19 protein-coding genes are annotated in these 18,424 nt (G+C 57.9%); 9 read left to right on the plus strand and 10 right to left on the minus strand.

What is annotated here, in order from left to right; all coding sequences use genetic code 11:
- Window positions 1-14 precede the first annotated feature (14 nt).
- From cbiR to ACZCED_RS12040, 7 genes are all read left to right on the plus strand, one after another.
- On the plus strand, window positions 15-884 hold the full coding sequence (cbiR, locus tag ACZCED_RS12010) for a cobamide remodeling phosphodiesterase CbiR (RefSeq protein WP_462971473.1): 870 nt from the start codon (window positions 15-17) through the stop codon (window positions 882-884).
- A 5-nt stretch (window positions 885-889) separates the two neighbouring features.
- Window positions 890-2,134, plus strand: coding sequence for a peptidase U32 family protein (locus ACZCED_RS12015; RefSeq protein WP_464860872.1), 1,245 nt, complete (start codon window positions 890-892; stop codon window positions 2,132-2,134).
- Window positions 2,131-2,913 carry a dihydropteroate synthase gene (locus tag ACZCED_RS12020; protein WP_462971475.1) on the plus strand — a complete coding sequence of 261 codons (783 nt, stop codon included), beginning with the start codon at window positions 2,131-2,133 and terminating at the stop codon, window positions 2,911-2,913. The genes ACZCED_RS12015 and ACZCED_RS12020 overlap by 4 nt, the downstream gene beginning before the upstream one ends.
- Before the next feature lie 183 nt (window positions 2,914-3,096).
- Window positions 3,097-4,119, plus strand: a complete 1,023-nt coding sequence (locus ACZCED_RS12025; RefSeq protein ID WP_462971476.1) for a synaptic vesicle VAT-1 family membrane protein — start codon at window positions 3,097-3,099, stop codon at window positions 4,117-4,119.
- Between the two features lie 297 nt (window positions 4,120-4,416).
- A complete protein-coding gene (locus ACZCED_RS12030; RefSeq protein WP_372679102.1) occupies window positions 4,417-4,617 on the plus strand; it encodes a cold-shock protein in 201 nt (66 codons plus the stop codon).
- Between the two features lie 252 nt (window positions 4,618-4,869).
- Window positions 4,870-5,139 carry a hypothetical protein gene (locus tag ACZCED_RS12035; protein ID WP_464860873.1) on the plus strand — a complete coding sequence of 90 codons (270 nt, stop codon included), beginning with the start codon at window positions 4,870-4,872 and terminating at the stop codon, window positions 5,137-5,139.
- A 242-nt stretch (window positions 5,140-5,381) separates the two neighbouring features.
- Window positions 5,382-5,990 (plus strand): short chain dehydrogenase, encoded by a 609-nt coding sequence (locus ACZCED_RS12040; protein WP_462971478.1) that lies wholly within the window; start codon window positions 5,382-5,384, stop codon window positions 5,988-5,990.
- A 154-nt stretch (window positions 5,991-6,144) separates the two neighbouring features.
- Here the strand turns inward: ACZCED_RS12040 and ACZCED_RS12045 are convergent, their stop codons facing one another.
- Complete coding sequence (locus tag ACZCED_RS12045) at window positions 6,145-6,444, minus strand: DUF8180 domain-containing protein (RefSeq protein ID WP_462971479.1); 300 nt, start codon at window positions 6,442-6,444, stop codon at window positions 6,145-6,147.
- A gap of 185 nt (window positions 6,445-6,629) precedes the next feature.
- Between ACZCED_RS12045 and ACZCED_RS12050 the strand changes: the two genes are divergently transcribed.
- A complete protein-coding gene (locus ACZCED_RS12050; protein WP_464860874.1) occupies window positions 6,630-8,603 on the plus strand; it encodes a penicillin-binding protein 1A in 1,974 nt (657 codons plus the stop codon).
- A gap of 18 nt (window positions 8,604-8,621) precedes the next feature.
- On the opposite strand, the gene ACZCED_RS12055 is transcribed toward ACZCED_RS12050, so the two are convergent.
- Window positions 8,622-8,942 (minus strand): YhbY family RNA-binding protein, encoded by a 321-nt coding sequence (locus tag ACZCED_RS12055; RefSeq protein ID WP_462971481.1) that lies wholly within the window; start codon window positions 8,940-8,942, stop codon window positions 8,622-8,624.
- A 12-nt stretch (window positions 8,943-8,954) separates the two neighbouring features.
- Window positions 8,955-9,218: a hypothetical protein gene (locus ACZCED_RS12060; protein ID WP_462971482.1), complete on the minus strand. Its 264-nt coding sequence runs from the start codon at window positions 9,216-9,218 to the stop codon at window positions 8,955-8,957.
- A gap of 231 nt (window positions 9,219-9,449) precedes the next feature.
- Between ACZCED_RS12060 and ACZCED_RS12065 the strand changes: the two genes are divergently transcribed.
- Window positions 9,450-10,307 carry an alpha/beta hydrolase gene (locus ACZCED_RS12065; RefSeq protein WP_462971483.1) on the plus strand — a complete coding sequence of 286 codons (858 nt, stop codon included), beginning with the start codon at window positions 9,450-9,452 and terminating at the stop codon, window positions 10,305-10,307.
- Between the two features lie 123 nt (window positions 10,308-10,430).
- Here ACZCED_RS12065 and ACZCED_RS12070 read toward each other — a convergent pair whose 3' ends face one another.
- From ACZCED_RS12070 to gyrA, 7 genes are all read right to left on the minus strand, one after another.
- Window positions 10,431-11,579, minus strand: coding sequence for a hypothetical protein (locus tag ACZCED_RS12070; protein ID WP_464860875.1), 1,149 nt, complete (start codon window positions 11,577-11,579; stop codon window positions 10,431-10,433).
- 15 nt (window positions 11,580-11,594) lie between these two features.
- A complete protein-coding gene (locus ACZCED_RS12075; protein WP_464860876.1) occupies window positions 11,595-12,263 on the minus strand; it encodes a TVP38/TMEM64 family protein in 669 nt (222 codons plus the stop codon).
- A gap of 91 nt (window positions 12,264-12,354) precedes the next feature.
- Window positions 12,355-13,551: a phosphoglycerate kinase gene (locus ACZCED_RS12080; RefSeq protein WP_462971486.1), complete on the minus strand. Its 1,197-nt coding sequence runs from the start codon at window positions 13,549-13,551 to the stop codon at window positions 12,355-12,357.
- Window positions 13,552-13,592: 41 nt separating this feature from the next.
- A complete protein-coding gene (locus tag ACZCED_RS12085; protein ID WP_462971487.1) occupies window positions 13,593-13,871 on the minus strand; it encodes a hypothetical protein in 279 nt (92 codons plus the stop codon).
- 55 nt (window positions 13,872-13,926) lie between these two features.
- The gene (gene radC, locus ACZCED_RS12090) at window positions 13,927-14,652 is read right to left on the minus strand and encodes a RadC family protein (RefSeq protein WP_462971488.1); all 726 of its coding nucleotides are present in this window, start codon (window positions 14,650-14,652) and stop codon (window positions 13,927-13,929) included.
- Window positions 14,653-14,872: 220 nt separating this feature from the next.
- Window positions 14,873-15,907 (minus strand): NAD(P)H-dependent glycerol-3-phosphate dehydrogenase, encoded by a 1,035-nt coding sequence (locus ACZCED_RS12095; protein WP_462971489.1) that lies wholly within the window; start codon window positions 15,905-15,907, stop codon window positions 14,873-14,875.
- 5 nt (window positions 15,908-15,912) lie between these two features.
- Window positions 15,913-18,408, minus strand: a complete 2,496-nt coding sequence (gyrA, locus tag ACZCED_RS12100; protein WP_462971490.1) for a DNA gyrase subunit A — start codon at window positions 18,406-18,408, stop codon at window positions 15,913-15,915.
- Window positions 18,409-18,424 lie beyond the last annotated feature (16 nt).

The raw sequence follows: 18,424 nt of genomic DNA on the forward strand, positions 1-18,424 counted from the left end.
CATAGAGAATGGCGATGACAGGCGAACCAGAACGCACAGCAACCTTTCCGCTGCCGGACAAAACAGGAAAAAAAGCCTTCCCCTTTGCGCTGGCCTGCCCCTCCTTCGTCTACCCGGCAGACTACGTGGACAACGTCCGATACCTGGCGCCGTTCGTGGATGAAATCGAACTGCTGTTTTTCGAAAGCCGCTTTGCCGACAGCCCGCCGTCCCCTGCCCTGGTCAACGAACTGGCGCAGCTGGCCCGGGCCGGCGGCATCACCTACAACGTCCATCTGCCTACGGACATTTTTCCGGGGCACCGGGACAGCGCCGTTCGCCGCAGGGCGGTGGACGTACTGGCGAATGTCATCGATCGATGCGCCTTGCTGGCCCCCACCACTTTTACCCTGCATCTGATGCGCGACCCGTCCGAACCGGACTTTCGTCGCTGGCAGGACAGGGCTGCCGAATCCCTCCATGCGGGTCTGGCAAACCGGGTTTCCAGCCGACGCATCTCCGTCGAAAACCTGGACGACGGCTTTGAGACAACCGCGCCGATCATCGAAAGCCTGGACCTGTCGGTATGCCTGGACATGGGTCATCTCATGGCCCGCGGGGCTGACGTAGCGGCATGTTACGACCGCTGGGAAAAACGCATCACCGCCGTACACCTGCATGGGGTGGATGGCGCGCAGGACCATTTGCCGCTGAACCGGCTCTCGCCAGCCCAGATGCAAACGGTGCTGGGTGTCTTGGATCGGTTCAGCGGCGTGGTTTCCCTGGAACTCTTTTCGTTCGAGGCCCTGAATGCCTCCCTGAAACACCTGCTGGATCAGTGGTCGATCATGAAACAGGATGCCGGGCCCCGGTTCCCTGCTTCTCTTAAAAGAAAATTGGTCTGATAACGATGAAGGTAAATCCCACCCGGATTGAGCTGCTGGCGCCGGCCGGCACTCCGGAAAAGCTGGAAATAGCCATTCACTACGGTGCCGACGCCGTCTATCTGGCCGGCAGGGCGTTCAGTCTGAGAAGCTTTTCCGCCAATTTCTCCCTGGCGGAGATGCAGGCCGCCCGCCGACTGACCCGTGAACATGGCGTGCGCATGTACGTGGCCGTGAACATCTACTCCAGGGACAGCGAAGCCAAGGCCGTTGCCGATTACCTGGCATCCCTGGAAGCCGCCGAACCCGACGCCCTGATCGTCGCCGATCCGGCCATTTTCGTGCAGGCCCGGCACCTGCTGCCCCACGTGCCCATCCACGTAAGTACCCAGGCCAACACCACCAACACCGGCACCGCCCGCTTCTGGCGGGATCTGGGTGCCGCCCGCGTCAATGCGGCCCGCGAACTGACTCTGGATGAAATCCGCGAGATGAGTGCAAAAAGCGGCCTCGAGGTGGAGGCCTTTGTCCACGGCGCCATGTGCATCGCCTACTCGGGACGCTGCCTGCTGTCCAGTTACATGAAAAAACGCGAGAGCAACCGCGGCATGTGCTGCCAGCCCTGCCGGTTCCACTACACGCTGATGGAACAGACCCGCCCCGGCCAGCACTTCCCCATCGCCGAAGACCCCCGCGGGGCCTACGTTTTCAATTCCCGGGACCTGTGCATGATCGAACATCTGCCAGCCCTGATCGACGCCGGCATCTGCTCGCTCAAAATCGAAGGCCGCATGAAAAGCATCCACTACCTGGCCGGCGTGGTTAAGGTATACCGGGAAGCCATCGATGCCTGGTATCGGGACCCTTTTGCCTACCGGGTCTGTCAACGTTGGCTGGCCGAACTGTCCGCCATCAGCCACCGGGGATACTGCACCGGGTTTTACTTCGGAGACCCGGACCAGACAGCGGCCAACCTGGATGACATCATTCATCCCGGCTATCGATTCGTGGCCAAGGTGCTCGACAGAACCCCTGACGGAGGGGCCCGGGTTCTGGTGAAAAACAAAATCGTTTCCGGCGATGCGGTGAACATTCTTGGCCCCGGCGGCCCCACCCGGGAAGATACGATTCTGCGCATCGCCGATGACCACGGAATCACCCAATCGCTGGCCCAGCCCGGTTCCACAGTGAGCCTTTACCTGAACCGTCCGCCCGAGCCGTTGGATCTGATCCGCCGATGCGAGGATCACCCCCATGCGGAGGAGCCGTGATCATCGTTGCCGACAACCTTCGCGTCACCTTGCCGGCCCTCGGCCGTGCCGTGGAGCGGCTGGACCCCGGCCCCATCCGGGAGATAGCCAGCGCCTGCATGGACGCCGGTGCCCAGGCGATCGACATCAACAGCGGCCCGCTGTCCCGCTGTCCCGAGGAGAAGATGTCTTTCCTGGTCCGCACTGTGCGGGAAACCGTCGACCTGCCCATCGTTCTGGACACCGCCAATCCGCGGGCTATGGCGGCCGGGCTGGCGGCAGGCGGCCCGAAGGCGACAATCAACGGTGTTTCCCTGGAACCCGAACGGCTGAAGCGTATCCTGCCCCTGGCCCGACAGTATGACTGCGACATCATCGGCTACCTGCTCGGCCCCGACGGCCACGTCCCCGCCCATGCCGTGGGTCGCATGGAAGCTGCCGTGGCCCTCTTCAAGGAAATACAAGCCGCGGGAATCCCGCCCGAACGACTCATCGTCGATCCCATCGTGGCTCCCCTGGCCTGGCAGGACGGCAACCGCCAGAACATGGCCGTGCTGGAAGTGATCCGGACCCTGCCCGACCTGCTCGGTTTTCCCGTGCGGACCATCGCCGGCCTGTCGAACCTCACCACCGGGGCACCAGGTCCCGACACACGGCGTCGCTACCAGTGCGCCTTCCTGCCGATGCTCGTCTCCGCCGGCATCAGCATGATCCTTTTAAATGTCCTGGACCCTGACATTATGCGGGTGGCAGGCTCGTCTCAACGCATCACCGACACGATGGTCTTCAGCTGGCAATAATTTGAAGACCACGATCGGCCAACCGACGCCGTCAGGATGTCAGGGCGCGATGATTGCGATGCCAGGCTCCGGTTTTGACAGAAACTGATATCTTGAGGTATTTTCAATAAAAGCAGCAGTCGATAGGATTCCTGCTGACGATATGGGCTGGCGCCATTTAATCATCGACAGGGGTAAACAATCATGAAACAGATCGTGATTACCAAACACGGCGATCCGGATGTATTGGAAATAAAAGAAAGAAAGGATCCACAGCCGTCTGCCGGAGAAGTTCTCATCAAGGTCAAAGCGATTGGCGTCAACTTCGCCGACATTCTGGCAAGAAAGGGCCTGTACCCGGATGCGCCAAAGCCTCCTTGTGTCGTTGGGTACGAAGTCTCCGGGACTGTGGAAACCGCCGGTCCGGGCGTCGATTCGTCCATCCTTGGCAGCGCCGTCATCGCCCTGACCCGATTCAATGGATACGCAGACCGGGTTTGCGTTTCGGAAAAGGCCGTTTTTCGCATTCCCGACCCTCTCGATTTTGAACGGGCCGCCGCCATTCCGGTCAATTATCTGACGGCCTATCAGCTGTTACATGTCATGGGAGGTCTGAAAAAGGGAGAATCGGTACTGATTCACAATGCAGGTGGTGGCGTGGGGTTGGCCGCATTGGATATTTCATTGCACCTTGAAGCCACGACATATGGGACGTCCAGTGTCGGCAAGCATCGCTTTTTAATGCAAAGGGGATTGAACTATCCCATCGATTATCGCAACCAGGATTTTCTTTCCAGCATCATGAGCCTAACCGGTGGAAAAGGTGTGGAGGTGGTGCTCGATCCGATCGGCGGGAGGCATTGGAAAAAGAGTTACCGCGCACTTCGATCGACTGGACGGCTGGGTATGTTTGGTGTGTCGACGGTTACCGATTCGACAATGGGACGCTTATTCCAGTTTATCAAGCTGATCGCACAAACGCCGCGGTACAGCCCGTTGGAATTGATGAATGCTAACAAAAGCGTATTTGGAGTCAATCTTGGCCACATGTGGAACGAAAGGGACAAGATAGGCGGATGGATGCAGGAAATTCTGAAAGGGGTGGAGGAAGGATGGGTCCGGCCGCATGTCGATCGGGCCTTCCCGTTGGAGCGCGCAGGCGAGGCACATGCATATATCGAAGCACGCAAAAACATCGGCAAGGTGGTTTTGGTTACCGGGGGTTGATGCGCTATCGCCATGGCCGGAATCGGCAAGGCGGCCCTCACCTGAACCGGTGTCTGCCAAGGTTCGGGTCTCGACAATTAATATGAAAATAGCGATTTTCGCTTCAGTTTTCCTGATTTTCTGCATAAGAGGGATAATTAACTTGCTTTTTTCCTTTTGCATGATATGAGATGCAAATTATAAAGGTCCGCTGGCGTTAGCGGCCCGGTTTCTTTCTAAGGGATCGATCCATTTGTCAAAGTGGCCCCTGAAGTTTGAAGCAATCATAAAATTTTTTACTCGCAGGAGGAAGTCAGCATGGCAAATGGCATCGTAAAGTGGTTCAATGACAGCAAAGGGTTTGGTTTTATCGAGCAAGAAGACGGTCCGGATGTTTTCGTTCATCATTCGGCAATCAATGCCACTGGATTTAAATCTCTCAACGAAGGCGACCGGGTTACCTTTGACATCGAACAGGGCCCCAAGGGTCCTGCCGCAGCCAATGTGACCGTGGTCTAACGCCTCGTTTTACAATTTTAAAGGGGACTCCTTCAGACGGTTGAAGGGGTCCCCTTTTTTGTTTGTCTCGATGGGTATCCGTGGCCAGGCCCCCCTTGTATCCGTGACATGGAGAATTAGCTTTACAACTGATAGAACCAGGCGACCCGCCCTCAACAGAAAATCGGAGGTGTTGAATGGAGCAGCGATGGTCCGATTGAACTGGCGGCTGTCGCCGGTATGTTGATGGCCGGGGGGTTCCTGTTCGCGCGGATGACCGTATCGTCGGATGCGGTCCCTTCGGAATATCGAAGCGCCTCGCCCGGCTTCGGCTGGAGTTGGGATGTCGACTACGAGAATGCCATGCGCGCAGCCGGCCGGCTGCGGGCGGTTCCACGGCCGTGGCCGGCAACGGAGACCGGCAACCGCCTCGTGCTTCCACTCGGCCAATCGCTGCTTTCCAGGGGCCTGGCGATCACCTGTCGGGGAATGGTGGATTCCGTTCGCTTCCCCGAGGGTATGGTCATCCAACGCCTGGATTGAACCCTCCCCGCAGCAAGCCGCGCGGAATGTTCCGCCTGTAAAGCCGGTGCCGCGCAGCACCGTAAAGATAAAACGGCGATTTTCAGTTCACTCGCCATTGTGGCCATGATGATCACAAATGTTAATTATTCAAATAAAAACTATGCTTTGGACAAATGCGCACAGCAGGATTAAGTTGCCCGTCAAGAGCGACTCACTGTTTACGGAAACGAAAATAAAGAACGCATGAACGCGGAGGAACCATGAAGATTCTGATCATCGGTGGAGCGGGTACGATTGGCAAAAAGGTCAGCGGTCATTTCGCCAAGAAGCATGAGGTCCTGACTGCCGGAAGACATTCCGGCGATGTAACGGTCGACATTACCGACAGCCGATCGATTAAAGCCATGTTTGAATCCGTCGGCCCTGTCGACGCCGCTGTCTGCATCGCCGGAGAAGCAAAATGGGCCGCCTTTGATGCGATGACCGAAGAAGACTACCATATCGGATTGAATAGCAAGCTGATGGGCCAGGTGAATCTGGTGAGGATTGGACAGAAGTATTTGAATGCCGGCGGCTCTTTTACGCTGACCACGGGAATATTGGCCGACCATCCGGTGCTCTTGACCACGAGTGCGGCGATGGTCAATGGTGGCATTCACAGTTTTGTCAAAGCGGTATCCCTGGAATTGAAAAATGAAATCCGGATTAACGTGGTGTCATCGGGTTTGGTTGAAGATGCGGTAGACAAATATGAAGCCTATTTTCCCGGCCACAACCCCATCCCCATGCGTAAAGTGGTCAACGGCTACGTAAAAAGCGTTGAGGGAAAATCAACCGGCGAGATTATACGCATGTATGACAATTGCTGATCCGCCAGGGGGCCTGAATCACGCCGGCACGCCACCAACCGGATCAGCAGCCGCTCACCCCGCGGATGCCCTTTCATCCGCATTGTCTGACGGTATAGCGGACCGCTCCGCAATCAAGCCGCCGCTGATTGCTGCCAGCCGGTCTTCAGACGAACTAGTCCGAATGCACCTTACCACCGGCCTCACGCAGCCGGTCGCTGATGGAGCCGGTCAGTTCGGCCGCTGAAACCAGCAGGTCAGCCACCTCGACCTGTCCGTTCTGCCTTGCATCCCGGGCCCATTTCCGGTAGTCCTCGGCGTGTTGGTCATTGTGCTGGACCCAGTGGTCCAGTAACTTGGCAAGTTTTTCTGAGAAGGTCATCTGCGTGTGCGGATGGGCATGGCCGTGGTGATGACCGTGCCCGTGCGGGTGGTCGTGGTCATGATCATGGTCGTGGTCATGGTGATGAGACATATGCGTTCTCCTGCAGGTGAGTGAGTGGCGGATCCTTGTCAACCGTTCGCGCCTGAACAATCTACGCCCCCTCCGGAATGAAGTCAACCACCTGAAACCGGACCTTTTTCCAATCAGCACTTGCCTATACCGTTAAGGGTCGTTAAAACCATCCAGGCAAACGACGCTCCGATTGAGACCCACGGATGAATGGAACAATGGGCAAGCACCGTTTTTGGGGAATCCGCTCCGTCATTTTGATTACCGGTTTAATCGGGCTGCTTTCGGGCGCCACGGCAGGTTTTTTTTTCGCTTTTACCCGGGACCTGCCCCAGATCCGGGAACTGGAGAATTTCGAACCGTCTGCCGCCACCCGCATCTACTCGGCAGACCAGGCGCTCTTGGCCGAGCTGTTCCTCGAAAAACGGACGCCGGTCGGCATCGACCAGATTCCCCCAGACCTGATATCGGCCCTGATCGTCACGGAAGACCGACAATTCTATACCCACAGCGGCATCGATCTGAAAGGTATCCTCAGGGCCGTGATCAAGGATATCATGGCCGGCCAATTCGTGGAGGGCGCCAGTACCATCACCCAGCAGCTGGCGAAAACGCTGTTCCTGTCCCAGGAGAAAACGATCATTCGCAAAATCAAAGAGGCCATCCTGGCCGTTCAGCTGGAACGGCGCTACACCAAGGATGAATTGCTGGCCCTTTATCTGAACCAGATCTATTTCGGCAGCGGGGCTTACGGCGTGGAATCGGCGGCCCAGCTGTTTTTCGGCAAACCCGCATCACAGATGGACCTTGCCCAGTGTGCCCTGATCGCCGGCCTGCCCAAGGCGCCGTCCAGATACTCGCCCCTGGTCAATCCGGATCTGGCGGAAAAGCGGCGGAACCTGATTTTGCGCCTCATGCTGAACCAGGGCCTCATTACCGATCGTCAGCACCAGCTGGCAGCCCGTCAACCGGTGTTGAACGCCTCACGCGCAACGCCCCCCGGATCCGCCCCCTATTTTGTTCAGTTTATCAAGCCGGCACTGGAGGCGGCCGTCGGCCCCAGCCTGCTATACAAAGGCGGCCTGACGGTGCACACCACATTGTCCCTCCGCCTTCAGCAGACTGCCGAAGCGGCGGTGGAAAGCGGGCTGACCCGCCTGCAGCAAAGAATGCATTCGAAAATGAAAGCAGAAGCCAGCCCCCAGGGAGCGCTGGTGGCCATCGACATCAGGACCGGCGGCATTCTGGCCATGGTTGGCGGCAGGCATTTTTCCGAAAGTGCCTTCAACCGGGCCGCCGATGCCCGGCGCCAACCGGGGTCGGCATTCAAGCCCATCGTTTACGCATTGGCTATCTCCCGCGGATTCACCCAGGCCAGCCTGGTGCTGGATGCACCGGTCGTCTTCAAGGGCGGGAAAAATGGCCAAGACTGGCAGCCGGAAAATTTCTCCAACCGCTACCGGGGAGAAATGACCCTGCGTCAAGCGCTGACCCACTCGAAAAACATACCGGCCGTCAGACTGGTGGAAAGCCTGGGACCATCGGCGGTGGTGCAGTTCGCCCACAAGCTGGGCATCGACTCGCCGCTATCACCCAACCTGTCCATCGCCCTGGGGGCCACCAATAGCACCCTGCTCGAAATCACCGCCGCCTATGCCGTCTTTCCCAACGGCGGCAACCACATCTCACCCCACGGAATCATCGAGATCCTCGACAGGGACCATGAGACACTATGGCGCGCCAGACCGGCCATTCGGCCCGTGATGACTGAAACCGAGGCCGCCGTCATGGTGGACATGCTCCGGGGCGTGGTCGAAGAGGGAACGGCAAAGCAGGCCCAGCGACTCAGCCTGCCCGTCGCCGGCAAAACCGGCACGACCAATGACTTCAAAGATGCCCTTTTCGTGGGATTCTCACCAGCGGTGGCCGCCGGGGTGTGGGTGGGTATGGATGATTCGTCACCGTTGGGCGACAAGGAAACCGGCGCACGGGCGGCCCTTCCCGTCTGGATCGATTTCATGGAGGCCACCCGCCCCGAGTCGACGGCGCTCTATTTCGACATCCCGGACAACATGAAAAAGGTGTGGATGGACCCGGTGACCGGCCGAGCGGCCGTGGAGGGTGGCGATGGTGCGGTGAACGCGCTGTTTGTCAGCGGGACGGAACCCAAACGAAGGTAGTACCCCGACAGCCGGCAATCAGCCGTCAGCTTGTTTGGGGAGGTTGATCCTTCTTTTTTCCGGATCGGCCTGCTGGCGGAAAAAGGTGGCGATATGGCCCACCAATCCCACCATCTCGCAGGGAACCGTTTTCTCTATCTGCTCGACCAGGACCAGCTTCTTCTCCTTCTCCTTGAAATCGACGAATTTGACCTTCACCAGTTCATGGTGATCCAAGGCGTCGTCCATGGCATCGACCAGCGACTGGGTAAACCCTTTCTGCCCAACGAACACCACCGGTTTGAGAGCGTGGGCCACCCCCCGGAGAAATCGCTTCTGGAATCCTTTCAACCTGTCCATAGGGCGCCTTCCTTATCGTCGCATGACGCGTTTATGAATAATGGCCACTTTGGCGGACATTCCTTCGACCTGCTTTTTTACCTCGGCCACATTGTTGTCCGTGCTGATGAAAATGCTCTCGATGGAATCCACGTCGGAACTCAGTTTGATGCTCGTCTGCTTGATCTCCCGAACCTCTCCGTTCAGATGATACAGGAAACCCGTCACCCCGATCATCCAGATGGCCATGACGTATACCTTCCACTCTGTTTTAATGTGGGCGACAAATTTCTGCATCGTTTTTCCTTTTCCATAAGCGGTTGAGTAGCCACCTGAAGCGCTTTTCCAAAACACGGCGACGGTATCCACGGTATCGGTTATGTCGCGCGATTTCAAGCGATTTGTAAGCAAATTGTTTTTAGCCGGTGTCTGTGCTAAAAGCGATGTCGACCGACAATGAGCAGGCATCGGTCCGATCGGCCAGTTTGCCGATGCCATGATATATTCACCTGAAAATAGAGGCCGCCGATGGCAGACATCCGGGAAGAAACCGACCAGTTCGAAGGCAGCGACGGGACCCCCCTTTTCTACCGTAAATATGTGCCGGGAACCGAGCGGTTCCGGGTCGTCGTATCCCATGGCCTGGGTGAGCATTCAGGTCGGTACGGGCATGTCGTCGAGACCCTTTGTCCGATGGGTGCATCGTTGTGGATTCATGATCATCGGGGCCACGGTCGCAGCCAGGGTAAGCGCGGGCATATCGACGACTTCGACGTCTACATCCAGGATCTCAAAATACTGGTCGACATGGCGGGAACGGATCGAACCGAAGGGTTGCCGCTCCTTTTACTGGGACACAGCATGGGCGGCCTGATCGCGTTGTCCTTTGTCAGAAAGCATCCCGGATGTATCGATGGCCTGATCGTCTCTTCTCCCCTGCTTGGCGTCCCCAAACCGGCGCCCCCGGTGTTGAAGGTCCTCACCCGCATCCTGTCCATGGTCTGGCCGACCTTGTCTTTTGACAACCGGCTGGATCCGACCTTCATCAGCCACGACAGTGCCGAAGTCGGGGCATATATGCAAAGCAAATGGGTTCACGGAAAAATCAGTGCGCGGTGGTTTGTCCGGTGCATGGCTGAAATAAAGGCCACATGCAACTCACCGGAGGCGATCGACACCCCCATCCTCATGCAGGTCGCCGGAGACGACCGACTGGTCAGCGCTCCCGCTGCCCTGGCTTACTTCGACACATTGGCCGTGGCCGACAAAACCCTCTTCCTCTATGAAAAACTGTATCACGAGATCTATAACGAAGTCCCGCCCGAACGGGATAAGGTGCTGACGGATCTGAAGCGGTGGGTGGCGGCCCACTACCTGCAAACCTGATGGTGGGATCAGACGGTTGACCACCTTCAGACGACCCACCGCTTTTATAGCCCGGACTGCGATTGCGCTTTACCGCGATCCCCTGGCAACGAAGCAGATGGAAGCCATAGGCGTAAGCACCATTCAGGTATAGATCAGAGTGAGGTTTATCGGCGGGTATTTGCTGACGCCGGGCTTGGGAATCACATGCTCAGCCCCTACGGTAAGCCAGTTCACGTCCGGGTTGATTTCCCGGAGCTTGCCGTCGTCCGGCGGGCGGGAGTGGTCGGTATAGGCATAAGTCGCCTGGAAAATGCATACATTGTACTTGCCCTTTTTCGCAATGACATAGTTCTTCTTGAAGGTGGAGGGAGGCATCTTCTGGGACTCGGCGATCTGCCGGACCTCGTCGTTGGAGAGACGGACCAACGCCGATTTGGAGACGCCGCGCTCGGAAATGCGGTACAAGGCCCGTGATTCGCTGCTGCCGGCGTAAACGGTGGAAATGCATGGTATCCGTTTAAGATACTGGGCCGCCACCAACGCCGCCGTTCGCCGGCCGCCCACCATGACCGGCATGCCATAATACTCGAAGAGTTTGCGCTGGGCCAGTTCGGCGTATTTATCGCCCTTCTCATAGAGGTCTTTGGAGATATATCGCAGGCTCTGGGCCAGATCTTCGGCCGCATCGGCAATCGGCCAGTCGATCCTCACATGGTAGTGGGTCAGGCCATAGCGATTGGCCGATCGGGTTGTGGGATCGCGCTGGATCAACAGCGCATAATCCACCGGCAACAGCAAGTTGATGAAATCATAGAACTGAACGGAGTCCAGGTATTTATGGGTCCGGTCGAACTTGTCGGGCAAAGGAAGCGCCTTGGATTCCAGCAGGTTGGTCTTGGTGGGTTTGTTCACATCGAAAAATCGAATGTACTTCTTGTGGACCGCCGGAATGACGTCTTCCACGAATAGTACAAGGAATGTCTTCTGGCTCTCGTACTCGATGCCGGGAATCCGCGCACGAGGCTTGAGCTCCCTTTTTTCGATGAACGGATAGGGCAGTTTTCGCTCTTCGAACTGTTGGTACGACTGGATCAGCGCATAGTCGACCATAAACTGATCCAGTTCGTCCCGGTACAGCTCGTAATAGGAACGGCGCAGGCGGTTGAACTGACTGAGTTCTTCTCGGACGCTCCAGAAAGCCACTGCGATTCCTCTCAGGCTCGGGCGGATGGTGGTTTGGGTGTCGCGGGCGATAATACCACGGATACTATTGATATTCTTAAATAACACGATTGTTTGCAGGGGTCAACGGCTACCAGGCGTTTTTCTATTCAGTTTTTCCATCCACCGATAGATCGTTTCCCGATACCTGATGCTAAGCGCAGCCGCCAGCAGTGTCACCCCAAAAACGACAGCAAAGACCGCGTAGTTTTTTTGGAAGAGGAATTCTCCCTGGAGGCTCAGCATCAAGGTGCCGGGCATTCTGCCAATCGAGGCGATCAGCAAGAACGCTTTGAGGGGAAGGGCGGTGATGCCCAGAAACAGGCACAGGTAATCTTTGGGGAAACCGGGGAAGATAAAAAGAATCAGCAAAACGATGATGCCCTGGCGCTTCAACAAACGATCGAAACGCGCCAGTTTGTCGGTTGGGATCCAGCGCCGGACATAGCGGCGGCCGAGGAATCGGCCAATGGCAAAGTTTATCCACGAGCCGGCAGCCAGCGCCAGGCTCGAGTACAGGAAGCCCCTGGCGGCGCCGAAGATATAACCGCCGATAAACCCGGTGGCTTCACCCGGGACCGGCGCCAGAACCACCTGAAGGACCTGAAGCGACATGAATGCCAGCGGTGCCCCGCGGCCAAAAGCGGCGACAAACTGCTCAACCTGGTCACGGTCCGAGACCCACCGGTAGGCAGTCATCAGGCCGGCGGCGATCTCATGGCGAAACACCAGCACCGGCAGCAGAAGACCCATCAGAAAACAGGCAACCCACAACCATCTTTTTGCTTTACCTGTTTTCAATGGCTCACCCGAAGAATCAATATGAACAGGAATACGGCGGGTGTCAGCGATCCGTCAATGCGGCCACGCCGGGAAGGATTTTGCCCTCCAGAAACTCTAATGACGCACCGCCGCCGGTTGAGATGTGGGTCATCCGGTCGGCCAGTCCCGCCTTTTCAACGGCCGCTGCCGAATCACCACCGCCGATCACGGTAATAGCGCCCTTGTCCGTAGCCGAGGCCATGGCCCGGGCCACGGCATAGGTGCCCACGGCGGTGGTATCGATTTCAAACACACCCATGGGTCCGTTCCACACGATGGTCCGGGCATTCTCCAGTATGCCGGTAAGCAGCGACACGGAAGCCGGGCCGATATCGAGGCCGAATCCGTCTGCGGGGATAGCGTCAACGGCTACGGGAGACAGTTCGCCGACGGTTCTGCTGTCGAAGTCGAAACGGTCGGCGCACATGCAGTCCACCGGCAGGACCAGTTTTTCCCCGCCTTTGTCCAGCAAGCGGCGGGCAAGATCGACGCTGTCCGGCTCCACCAGTGAGCGGCCGATCTCCAACCCGTTGGCTTTGAAAAAGGTATAGGCCATGCCGCCGCCGACGATTAGCCGGTCCACCTTGGGCAGCAGGCTGTCGATGACCTCGATCTTTCCCGAAATCTTCGCACCACCGAGAATGGCCACGAAGGGTCTCTTGGGCGTATTCAGGGCCTCACCCAGATAGGCGATCTCCTTTTCGATGAGAAAACCCATGGCGCAACGGTCTATAAAGCGGGTCACGCCTTCGGTCGAGGCGTGAGCCCGATGGGCTGTACCGAAGGCATCGTTGACATACACGTCTGCCAACTTGGCCAGGCTCCGGGCGAATGTCTCATCGTTGTCCGTCTCGGCCTTGTGAAAGCGCAAATTTTCGAGCAGCAGCACCTCACCATCCGAAAGCGCCTGAACGGCGGCCTCGGCAGAAGGGCCGATGCAGTCGTCGGCAAATGCCACCGGTTGCCCCAGCAGTTCTCCCAGTGAATCGGCGCAGGGTTTTAAGGAAAGCTCAGGCAGCCGCTTTCCCTTGGGTCGCCCCAGATGGGACATGAGAACCAGACGGCCGCCTCGCTGAAGAATATCCCGGATGGTGGGCAGGGCCGCCCGCAATCGCTTGTCGTTGGCAACCCGCCCCTTTTCCAGCGGAACGTTAAAATCCACCCGCATGAGCACGCGGCGACCGTCGACGTCAAGATCGGAAACGGTAAGCTTGGCCATGATTTTCTCCTTTTATGGCGATCCATGGATTCGGTTTTTGACTATAGTGATTTATCTTTCTTCTGTTTTTGCGCGCTCAAGGCTTTTTTGCGGGACCAGCGCTCGAAAAACCCCACCCTGCCGGATTCGTAAGCCCGGTCCACCATCTCCTGGCGGACGGCGATGCCGCCCCTGTCCGCCATGGCCTTTCTCAGGCAATCGGTTTTGTAGCAACAAGGCATGCAGGATTCCGGCGTCTGCCTCAAGCCTTCGTCACCCATGGGGAAAACGCTTTCGAGGTCTGCGAAACAAGGGGGAAATTTTTTCTGATTCACGGTCATCGTCTGCTTCTCACTTGATTGTCTCATCACTCCGATGCACGACTCGACACATGCGCTAGCGGGAATCGACGGCAGCGTTGATTCTGGCCATGTGGCCATGATCGGCAAAGCTGAAGTAACCTTCCGTGCCGATGATCAGGTGTTCATGAACGGTGATGCCCATGACGCCGCAGGCTTGGGCCAGCCGCCGGGTGATGGCCATATCATCGGGCGACGGTGTCGGGTCACCGGATGGATGGTTGTGGGCAAAAATCACGGCGGCTGCCGTGTGGGCCAGCGCGGAAGCCACCACCTCACGGGGGTAAACGGCGCTGGCGGTAATTGTCCCGGTGAAAAGGGTTTCGGAGGCGATCACCCGGTTTTTTGCATCCAGGTAGATGGCCATGAAACACTCTCTTTTTTTATCACGGATGGTGTGATTGAGATAGTCGAAAAGTTGCCGCGAGTGGGTCAGGACTTCTTTTCCATCGATCCGCTGCCGGAGGTATCGTCTGCAAACAGCCGGAATCAGCGTCAGCCCCAGCAGGTTGTTCGGTCCGATGCCGGGGACCTGGCAGAGGTCCGCCGGTGCCGCACCGAGCACCCCCTGAAGGGATTTGAATCGCCTTAAGGCCGCTTTGGCTGCATCCTTGCAGTCCTTTCGGGGCATGCCCAGTGTGAGCAGCAGTTCGATAACCTCGTAGTCGGCAAAGCCGTCGAGCCCGGATTTGAGAAACCGGTCACGCAGCCGCTTCCGGTGTCCCTCTCCCTTGTGCGGCGTCTTTTTGCGGTCTTCCGTCACCGGATTGCTCCCTTTGGCGCTAAATTCGACGGTTTCGTAAAAAGTTCGGGATCAAGGCCTGCGGGCCGCGAAAGCGATCTTTTGCAAGCGAATGGCAAATCGATCAAGGTCCTTTCGGCGACCATTCATGTTTCATCCCTGGTCACTGCGGCCTACTTTAAGTACGCCGCAGTGACCAGGGATGAAGCGTAACGCAGACTTCAGGCTTTTTACGGACCCGTCAGATGTCGTCAAGTTCTTGCTTCAAATCCCGGGTCATCAGTTGATAAAGGGCGTCCTTCGGATCCATATCATGGTAAAGCACATGATACACAGCGTGAGAAATGGGCATGTCGACGCCCCGCTCGCGGGACAGGTTGTATACCGAACGGGCCGTTTTCACCCCTTCGGCCACCATGTGCATCTCGGCCAGCAGGTCCTTGAGTTTTTTTCCCTCGCCGATCTGTTTGCCGATGGTGTGGTTGCGGCTCAGGTCGCCGGTGCAGGTCAGGATCAGATCCCCGACGCCGGCCAGACCGGTGAAGGTCCTCGGTTGAGCCCCCATGGCCAGACCCAGCCGGCGGATTTCAACCAGCCCGCGCGTGATCAGGGCGGCACGGGTATTGAGCCCCAACCCCAGCCCGTCGATCACACCGGCAGCGATGGCGATGACATTTTTCACGGCAGCCCCCAGTTCGGCGCCGATCATGTCATCGATGGTGTACACCCTGAAATAGGGTGTGACGAACACCTGCTGGACAAATTCCGCCGAATTCGTGTCGCTGGAGGCCACGGTAACCACCGTAGCCATTTGGCGGGCCACCTCCTTGGCAAAGCTGGGACCCGTGAGCACGGCCAGGCGGTCCGCCGACAAACCCGGAATGACTTCGGCCAGAACGCCGGACATGGTCAGGTGCGTCTGGTTTTCGATCCCCTTGGACGCGCTGACCACAATGCTGTCCGGCCCGATGGCATGGCCGCAGCGCTCGATCGTGCGGCGGGTGACGTGCGAGGGGGTCACCACCAGCACCAGGTCCTTTCCGGCAACCACCGATTCCAGATCCCCGGAGGGATGAAGATTGTCGGACAAGGTAACGCCGGGCAGGAATCGCCGGTTTTCCCGCTTCTCCAGCATCTGCGCCTTCACCTCGGCCTCATAGACCCAATGGTCAACGGCAAAGCCCTTGACGGCCAGCAGGTTGGCCAACGCGGTCCCCCAACTGCCGGCGCCGACAACGCCAATTGTCGTGGTCCTGACATCTACTGTGGTCTTCATGGGATCTATTCCTCAGACGGTTCGCTTGACGCCGCTTCGCCATCCGCCGTTTCGCCGTTTTCCTCTTCTGCTTCAGCCAGCCCGGCAGCACTGACCACCCGCTCCCCGGGTTCCATGTCCATCAGCCTCACGCCCTGGGTGTTGCGGCTGATTACCGAGGTGCCGGAAACGGGGCTACGGATCAGCTTGCCCGTATCGGTCACCAGCATCAGGTCGTCTTCGTCCTTGACCAGGATGATGTTCACCACCTGGCCGTTGCGCTCGCTGGTCTTGATGGAGATGACGCCTTTGCCACCGCGCCGGTGGATCGGGTACTCGTCGATGGAAGTCCGTTTACCGTAACCGTTTTCGGTCACACTGAACAGGGTCTGGCCGTGTTGAAGCACTTCCATGCCCACCACGCGATCGTCCTTCTCGAGCCGCATCCCCCGCACCCCACGGGCGGTCCGGCCGGTCGGGCGGACATCCGATTCATGGAAGCGGATGGATTTGCCCATGGCGGACCCCAGAAATACATTCTGGGTTCCGTCGGAAAGCTTCACTGCAATCAGTTCATCGCCCTCTGCCAACCCCAGGGCGATGATTCCGCCCATCCGTGGACGGCTGAAGGCCATCAGATCCGTCTTTTTCACCGTTCCGTTGCGGGTGGCCATGAGCACATGCAGGCCCGGCTCGAACCCGGGAACGGCCAGCACGGCGGTCATCCATTCGCCATCGGCGAAATCCAGCAGGTTGACGATAGCCTTGCCCCGGCTCTGGCGACCGGCCTGAGGGATGTCGTACACCTTGCACCAGTAGACCTTGCCCAGGTTGGTGAAAAAGAGGAAATAGTGATGGGTGGAGGCCACGAACAGGTGTGAAACGAAATCCTCTTCCTTGGTGCCCATGGCGGTCTTGCCCTTGCCGCCGCGCCGCTGGCTCTGGTACAAGGTGATGGGATTGCGTTTGATGTAGCCGGTGTTGGTGATGGTCACGACCATATCCTCTTCGGCAATCATGTCCTCGATGGTCAGCTCCCGGGAATACTTGAGAATCTCGGTCCGGCGAACATCGCCGAATTCTCCCTTGAGGATGTCCAACTCGTTCTTGATGATTCCCAGCACCAGTTGTTCGCTGCCCAGAATTTCCTTGAAGCGCGCGATATCCTTGAGCACGGCAGCGTACTCTTCAACGATTTTGTCCCTTTCCAGGCCGGTGAGCCGCTGCAGGCGCATATCCAAAATGGCCTGGGCCTGGATCACGGAAAGGTTGAAAGCGGCCATCAGGCGGTCCTTGGCTTCCACAGGCGTCTTGGATTCACGGATCATCTTGACCACGGCATCCAGGTTGTCCAGGGCGATCTTCAAGCCCTCCAGAATATGGGCCCTGGCTTCGGCCTTGTTCAGGTCGAAGCGGGTACGCCGGATGACGATCTCCTTGCGATGAAGCACGAAATACTCCAGGATCTGCTTCAGGTTGAGGACCTGTGGCCGGTTGTTGACCACCGCCAGCAGGATAATCCCGAAGCTGCTCGCCATCTGGGTGTGCTTGTACAACTGGTTGATGATGATGCCGGCCATGTGATCTTTTTTGACCCCCATGGCAATGCGCATGCCGCGTCGGTCTGATTCGTCGCGCACATAGCGCAGCCCGTCGATCACCTTGTGTTTCATCAGCTCGGCGATCTTTTCGATCAGCCGCGCCTTGTTCACCTGGTAGGGAATCTCGGTGACCGCGATGGTTTCCTGCCCGGTCTGCTTATCCTCTTCCACCGTCACCCGGGCGCGTGTGCGCACTATGCCCCGGCCCGTCTCATAGGCGTCCCGGATGCCCTCGATACCGTGAATGATGCCTGCGGTAGGAAAATCCGGACCGGGAATATGGGCCATGAGCTGCCCGCAGGTAATCCCCGGATTGTCAATCAAGGCCTTGATGCCTTCGATCACCTCGGAAAAGTTGTGGGGGGGGATGTTGGTGGCCATGCCCACGGCGATCCCGGACGATCCGTTGACCAGGAGCGCCGGGAATTTGGCCGGCAGCACGGACGGTTCGGTGAGCGACTCATCGTAGTTGGGGACCACGTTGACGGTCTCTTTATCCAGGTCCTCGAGCATCTCCTGGGCCAGCCGCGTCATGCGGATTTCCGTATATCGCATGGCTGCCGCCGGGTCGCCGTCGATGGAACCGAAGTTACCCTGGCCGTCCACCAGCGGGTAGCGCATGGAGAAATCCTGGGCCAATCGTACGATGGTGTCGTAGACGGCGCTATCGCCATGGGGGTGATACTTACCGATCACGTCACCCACGATGCGCGCCGACTTCTTGTAGGGTTTGTTATAGTCGTTTTTCAATTCGCGCATGGCGTAAAGCACGCGCCGGTGAACAGGTTTCAGCCCGTCACGCACATCGGGAAGCGCCCGGCCGATGATTACACTCATGGCGTAATCGAGGTAGGACTTCTTCATCTCCGCTTCAATGCTGATCTCGGGGCTTGGCAAAACGTCGGTTGTGTTTTCGCTCATGTTCGTGAATTATCCT

Source organism: Desulfosarcina sp. (assembly GCF_055467485.1).

Excerpts from the sequence above, each read along its gene's own strand:
- ACZCED_RS12075 (WP_464860876.1), bottom strand. The coding sequence starts at position 12,263 with ATGGGTCTTCTGCTGCCGGTGCTGGTGTTTCGCCATGAGATCGCCGCC.
- ACZCED_RS12015 (WP_464860872.1), top strand. The coding sequence starts at position 890 with ATGAAGGTAAATCCCACCCGGATTGAGCTGCTGGCGCCGGCCGGCACT.
- ACZCED_RS12045 (WP_462971479.1), bottom strand. The coding sequence starts at position 6,444 with ATGTCTCATCACCATGACCACGACCATGATCATGACCACGACCACCCG.
- cbiR (WP_462971473.1), top strand. The coding sequence starts at position 15 with ATGACAGGCGAACCAGAACGCACAGCAACCTTTCCGCTGCCGGACAAA.
- ACZCED_RS12030 (WP_372679102.1), top strand. The coding sequence starts at position 4,417 with ATGGCAAATGGCATCGTAAAGTGGTTCAATGACAGCAAAGGGTTTGGT.
- ACZCED_RS12040 (WP_462971478.1), top strand. The coding sequence starts at position 5,382 with ATGAAGATTCTGATCATCGGTGGAGCGGGTACGATTGGCAAAAAGGTC.
- ACZCED_RS12055 (WP_462971481.1), bottom strand. The coding sequence starts at position 8,942 with ATGGACAGGTTGAAAGGATTCCAGAAGCGATTTCTCCGGGGGGTGGCC.
- ACZCED_RS12060 (WP_462971482.1), bottom strand. The coding sequence starts at position 9,218 with ATGCAGAAATTTGTCGCCCACATTAAAACAGAGTGGAAGGTATACGTC.
- ACZCED_RS12050 (WP_464860874.1), top strand. The coding sequence starts at position 6,630 with ATGAATGGAACAATGGGCAAGCACCGTTTTTGGGGAATCCGCTCCGTC.
- gyrA (WP_462971490.1), bottom strand. The coding sequence starts at position 18,408 with ATGAGCGAAAACACAACCGACGTTTTGCCAAGCCCCGAGATCAGCATT.
- ACZCED_RS12095 (WP_462971489.1), bottom strand. The coding sequence starts at position 15,907 with ATGAAGACCACAGTAGATGTCAGGACCACGACAATTGGCGTTGTCGGC.
- ACZCED_RS12035 (WP_464860873.1), top strand. The coding sequence starts at position 4,870 with ATGACCGTATCGTCGGATGCGGTCCCTTCGGAATATCGAAGCGCCTCG.
- ACZCED_RS12025 (WP_462971476.1), top strand. The coding sequence starts at position 3,097 with ATGAAACAGATCGTGATTACCAAACACGGCGATCCGGATGTATTGGAA.
- ACZCED_RS12080 (WP_462971486.1), bottom strand. The coding sequence starts at position 13,551 with ATGGCCAAGCTTACCGTTTCCGATCTTGACGTCGACGGTCGCCGCGTG.
- ACZCED_RS12085 (WP_462971487.1), bottom strand. The coding sequence starts at position 13,871 with ATGACCGTGAATCAGAAAAAATTTCCCCCTTGTTTCGCAGACCTCGAA.
- ACZCED_RS12065 (WP_462971483.1), top strand. The coding sequence starts at position 9,450 with ATGGCAGACATCCGGGAAGAAACCGACCAGTTCGAAGGCAGCGACGGG.